The sequence below is a fragment of the Heliomarina sp. genome (assembly GCF_052826185.1).
In genome coordinates this window covers 1-5,663 of record NZ_JBRBUI010000024.1, presented here as the reverse complement: position 1 = coordinate 5,663, position 5,663 = coordinate 1, and the positions used below count along the sequence as shown (strand labels likewise).

Below are 5,663 nucleotides of genomic sequence, written 5' to 3'. Positions count from 1 at the left end.
TACGCAGATCGGTTGCGGGAGCTTTGCGAACGGGAGCACCTGCCACAGGAATTCTATCCCCACCACGCGAGCCTCTCCCGAGAACACCGTGACTTCGTTGAGCGGCGCTTGAAGGACCCTGCGAAACCGACGACAGCCGTTTGCACATCGACGCTCGAGCTTGGAATCGACATCGGTGACGTGACCTGCGTGGCTCAAATCGGCGCGCCATTCAGCGTCGCGGCGTTGCGACAACGGCTTGGCCGATCAGGCCGGCGTGAAGGACAGCCGGCCATTCTCAGGCAGTATGCTGTCGAAGCCAAGTTGACGCCGGAGAGCAGTTTCGTGGATCGTCTTCGCCTCGGCCTGATCAGGTCCATCGCGATGATAGACTTGCTGCTGGAAGGCTGGTGCGAACCTCCAAAACCTCAGGCGCTTCATCTCTCGACGCTCGTCCACCAGATACTGTCAGTCATAGCGCAGCGCGGCGGTGCGTCTGCAAGCGTGGTCTACAATGTGCTCTGCCGCGAAGGCCCCTTTCGGAAGGTCACAACCGAAATATTCACAGATGTTTTGCGTGCGATCGGTCATCCTTCAACCGGCTTGATCGAACAGGTCGGCAGCGGGCTGTTGCTTTTGGGACCCGCGGGCGAAAAACTGGTTGAGCATTACAGCTTCTATGCGGTGTTTCAGACGCCTGAGGAATTCCGGTTGGTCGCAGAGGGGCGGGACCTTGGAACCCTGCCGATCGATAATGTTCTTGCCCCTGGGATGCTATTAATATTCTCTGGGCGACGTTGGGTTGTTCAAGAAATCCATGATCGTGAAAAGGTCATCGTCGTCAAACCCGCGAAGGCTGGTGTGCCGCCCGTCTTCGGCGGCGATGCGGGGGACATTCATGACAAAGTGATCGACCGAATGTTCGCCGTGCTCGAGGGGGATTCCAGCCCAGCTTACATGGATACAGTCTCTTTGATGATGCTCGAGGAAGCGCGTGCTCACTATGAACAGCTGGGGTTTAGGGCCAATAACCTACACACCATTGGCGAGCATACATCAGTCATTGCGACGCGGGTCGGTACTGTGAAGACATCAACCCTCGCGCTAGCACTGAGAAGTGAGGGGTTTTCGGTCGAACTGCATGACGGGTTTCTGATGGTGGAGGCCGGGGACGAAACCCCCGATCTTCAAACGGTACTAGCGCACATTCGATCTGGCGAACCTGTCGATCTGTTCGCTGGAGCTGGGAATTTAATGTCGGAGAAGTTTCATCCTTACCTGTCGCAGCCCCTCTTGGAGTTGGATGCAATTTCTTCCAAGCTTGCGCCCGATACTCTTACCGCGATGGTCGGTAGAATCGTCCCAGCATAATATGTGCGGCAATACTCGTTGACTGTTTTCATCGCTCCTAGGGCTAGTGATTGCTTTGTCTCCGCCAAGAAAGGACGGCATCTTCCGTTCCCGCAACTGGTGCCGCGTCACTCCAACGATCCCAGAAATTGACTGTCGCGCTATTGGGCTTGAAGCGCGGCTCGGACACCACAACTCGCGTCGGAAGCAAGCTCGCATCGCCGACCACCAATGCCTCACCGATGTCGAGGACCGGTAGAAGATCACCAAACCCGCCGAGGCTGTCAGGCAGCAACCGTTTGATCACGGATTGATCGTCGCCGTTGGTCAGCCGCATCGCAATGACATTGTTGCACTGGCTCAGAACGGTGCGGTTCACTTCGGATGGTCTTTGGCTGATAACCACTAGTCCAACACCGTATTTCCTGCCTTCTTTGGCGATCCTCTCGAAAATCCCGACAGAGATCTCATCGGCTGACTCTGACGATGCACGCTCCGGGATATACAGATGTGCCTCATCGCAGAACAATGCGATGGGATGACGGTTGTCTGGTGGCGTCCACTGGCTGACTGTGAATATCAGCCGAGCAATCAAGCTGACCATGAGCGGCAGGATGTCGGACGGCACTTCCGAGAAATTGATGATCTTGATCCCACCCTTGCCATCAGCTTGCGATCCGCGCCCGCCTATCAGGAAATGCGTTACCTCCGACAGCCAGGCCATATCCATACAGGCTGCTGGCGGCTGAAATATGAACCCAAGCCTGCGATCATTTCGTTTGGCTTCAAATCGCGCGATTAAGCGGCTGAGCTTGTCGAAGTATGGTCCTTGCTTATCCTTGTTGTTAGCGCCCGGAACCATTTGTTCGTTCAAGTCAGATAGTTGCTTGTGGACACTGTCGATATCGAAAGGCACGGGGCTATCGATAGTGAAATTTGCAAGAATGTCGGCGTGTTTTCCCGGATCAAGCATTGCGCGCTTCGCATCGGTGATACAGCGCGTCATGAGCATGGCTTGGTTCGGAGCGTTCTGATCGGACCGATCTACAAACAAAGCGACCAATGCCTCATAGCCGAGAAGCCAGAACGGTAGATGTAGAACACCGTCGGCCAGTCGGCGATCGTGTCCAATGTCCCCCGGCCCAGCGATGCGTAGATGCCGAAACTCGTCGCTATCGAGGGTCTGGTACTCACCATGGATATCGAACAAGATTACGTTGGCTTGTGGAAGACCGGCAATCTGGTCTAGGAGCCGCGCAGTTGTGTACGATTTGCCGCTGCCAGTGCTACCGACCACGATGGCATGACGTTGGAACAGACGGTTGCCGTTCAAGAAGGCCCGCGCGTCCTCGTCCAAAGCATAGCGACCAAGATCAAGCTGCGGGCCGTCGCCGGAAACCTGCGAAATGACCTGCATGAAGTCTGTCAGGCGCTGACCTTCCAAGGAAAAGCAATCCGCATCGATTTCGGGCACAGTCTCTAGGGTGCGCTTAAAGACGTTCTCTTTCAGCCCCTCCTTGTCTACGAGTGTTCCAATCAGAGCGACCCGAACGAGGTTGTTTTCGGGGAGCGCGGCTTCCGGATCCTCCTCAGACCCGTCTATTGCAGTTTCGTCACCTGCTTTGCGTGTGATGCGCGAAACTATCCCGATTAAGTGCTGCCCGGCTTTCGAGCTTCTGATCGCGGTCAACCGATTGACCTGAATCCGTTTGAGGCGTTCAAGTTCATCGACTCGCACCGTCACAGTGGCAGTATCGACGGCAATAATTTTGCCGAGACTTTCATCATCGTTGAAATCAAGTATGCCCAACTCTTCCTCCTAAAACCCAATCAATTCGTTCAATGCAGGCAACTCCCAATATTTGCCCCCGGTAACAACAATACCGTCTGGGCTGTCACGGTTGTAAACCATCGTCCCCTCATCGTGGTTCTCGAGCGCGAGGTAGTGACGCCCGGCGTTGTTCTTGAGAAAATCCTTGGCTTCGGGCGTTAAGGTGCGCGCTGCGACAAGGATGGGAACGTCATGCACACGACAACGCGTCATCAGCTTCGGATGGATATGGCCGTCGCGGAACCCGTATCCTATGCAAATGAATGCGGTCGCGGCACTCAACACACGATCGGCGCCCTGTATCGCGCTCCGAAAGGGCTCGTCGTGCGTCCGCTGATATTTGCTTACACCTGGCGTGACGATCAACGGAACCAAACCATCGGGCAACTCGCTCGTCATCGGTAGCGACATCACACCCCCATGCGGGTCTGAAAACCAATCAAGAGACCCGTGGACTTTCCAGACTGTGACCGTCCGCGCCAAATTGGCCCCTTGTTTGAAAATCAGATTCTCCGCCCCATCGGCCCGTCGCAGATAGCCCGGAAGGAAACCCGTGTTGTGGATGTAGCCGCCTGAATCGGCTGCATACTCTGCAACGCGGTCGTAGTTTGTTGTTACGACATGGATATTGCGGTTTGTACTTCGGAATAAACCTGTGAATAGGGTGCGGAGCGGAAAAATGGTCTCGGTCTTTATAGCTGATTTGAGCAGGCTATAATCGCCCTGAGCGATGAAGTCCCAGGTACTTCGGACAATCTTGACAACCAAGGAGTCGGGTAGAGGCTTGTTTTCTAGTGCTGCTTCTAAATGATCTCCAGCGGCCAAGGCTGTTCTAACAAGTGTCCAGGCATCGACTTCCGGTCCATCGTCGGCCTGTACATTATCGCGGAGCCAAACGGCCAAATCCCCCATGCCACGAATGCCATGCGGTATCGAGGCCCCGCTGCCCAAGACTATCACTGGGCTATGCTGTGCACAGTTTTGGCACTGCTTTGCGAGTTCTTCTAGTTCCAAAGCTATTTTGCCTCACTTCTTGTACTTCGGCTTAGTTTGTCTGTGCCCGAAAACGATTTGGTCCAAAATTTCGCTCTTACGATACCCCCGGTAGCACTTCTTTGTCACAGCAAGTTTTCGCTGTCGTCGCAAGGTGGGTGCGTCGGGAATCTGGCAAGTGACATGGATCCGAAAATGCCTGCTCCAGCTATGATCCATGCATCAACATGCGCCCTCTGGCATCTTTGACGGCTGTTCACCATCCTTCCTTAGCGGCCAACGCACTTCTCCCTTTGTCTGAGTTGCATGACATGCTGGTCGCAGCTGTCGTCCCGTCCACAAAGGTTGCCGCCGATCTTTTTCCCCTGACCCTGCGGGTCATTCCTCGCGGAGCAAAAAGACCGGCACCTGCCCCTCTCCGCTACGCTTCGCCTTCGGTGTGCCCGGGCCTTGGCCAGCTGCAAGGTGACCATCATTGCAACGCAAACAAGGAGAAGAGCAATGACCACGAACTGCATCAAATTCACCAGCGCCGACATCGAGACCGCCAAGGGCACAGGCTCCATCTCGACCCTGACCTTCGACCTCGACATCACGGTCGAGCCCGTCGCGAGCACGAACCCGATGGCCCCCACGCACCGCGTCCTCGGCCGCTCCCCGCGCGGCAAGCTGGTCGAGTGCGGCGGCATCTGGAAGAAGCAGAACAAGGAGACCGGTGCCGACTACTACACGCTGACCATCCGCGACCACGGCTTCAACGCCAACCTCGGCAAGGCCGCGAACCAGGACGATCTGTCCCTGCAGGCCGTCATCCCCTGGGGCCCGAAAGACGCCGCCTAAGCCAAGGGCCAGACCGCTCCGGCGGTCTGGCTATTTCTCGTTATGAGGAATGGCAGCGGTTCGGGTCCGAAACCCGTGTCAGAAGGATGCGGCATATTTCGGACGCTGACACCGAGGCGGATAGTCTGACTGGATCGATCGCAGAAGCAGCTTTGATCGTTCTGTTGAGGGACAGAGTGGATCGCGCGAACCCGAGGGTGAGCCGAAAGTCAGCAGGGGAAAAATGGGAGCCCACTGTGCGAGGTAAGCGCACCCCTTCTCTCAGTCGAGCAACCCGCGCTTGGGTCGTGTTGGCGAGGCTGCCAGGGTGCCGAACTCACCCTTTGCCGCGAGGGTGTAAACCGCAGATCAACGTCATGCGTCCGGGGGGCGACGTCTCACGTCAGGGCCACCGTCGCGCGCCTTTCCGTCGACCTGTTGGCCTCTCAGATCGCTAGCCCGGGGTCGAGCGGCCGGCAACGCTGGGGGCAGGTTTCTGGACGGCTGCGCCTTGAGCGCTGCGGTGCACCGCTCACAACAAACCTGCCCCCGGCGTGCTCCATTTCATTCCGCCCCGTGCCGGGTGCAGCCCGCTCTCATGCCCCCGGTCTTTTCCACGATCCGTCCAACGACGATCAACGGAAAGGATCACACCATGACACTCGAACAATCCATCGACCTCGCCGAACTG

Annotated in this window: 4 protein-coding genes; 2 read left to right on the top strand and 2 right to left on the bottom strand. The window is 56.6% G+C overall.

Annotated elements, in window-relative coordinates; all coding sequences use genetic code 11:
* Positions 1–1,350 (top strand): helicase-related protein (locus ACU0FH_RS08785; protein WP_446194269.1); only part of this gene is annotated, 1,350 nt, incomplete at its 5' end.
* Positions 1,351–1,393: 43 nt separating this feature from the next.
* Here the strand turns inward: ACU0FH_RS08785 and ACU0FH_RS08780 are convergent.
* Both ACU0FH_RS08780 and ACU0FH_RS08775 read right to left on the bottom strand, forming a co-directional pair.
* On the bottom strand, positions 1,394–3,139 hold the full coding sequence (locus tag ACU0FH_RS08780) for an ATP-binding protein (RefSeq protein ID WP_084353831.1): 1,746 nt from the start codon (positions 3,137–3,139) through the stop codon (positions 1,394–1,396).
* A gap of 9 nt (positions 3,140–3,148) precedes the next feature.
* Complete coding sequence (locus ACU0FH_RS08775; RefSeq protein ID WP_143514619.1) at positions 3,149–4,072, bottom strand: SIR2 family protein; 924 nt, start codon at positions 4,070–4,072, stop codon at positions 3,149–3,151.
* Positions 4,073–4,654: 582 nt separating this feature from the next.
* Between ACU0FH_RS08775 and ACU0FH_RS08770 the strand changes: the two genes are divergently transcribed.
* Positions 4,655–4,993, top strand: coding sequence for a DUF736 domain-containing protein (locus tag ACU0FH_RS08770; RefSeq protein WP_037207756.1), 339 nt, complete (start codon positions 4,655–4,657; stop codon positions 4,991–4,993).
* Positions 4,994–5,663: the final 670 nt, after the last annotated feature.

Excerpts from the sequence above, each read along its gene's own strand:
- ACU0FH_RS08770 (WP_037207756.1), top strand. The coding sequence starts at position 4,655 with ATGACCACGAACTGCATCAAATTCACCAGCGCCGACATCGAGACCGCC.
- ACU0FH_RS08775 (WP_143514619.1), bottom strand. The coding sequence starts at position 4,072 with ATGGGGGATTTGGCCGTTTGGCTCCGCGATAATGTACAGGCCGACGAT.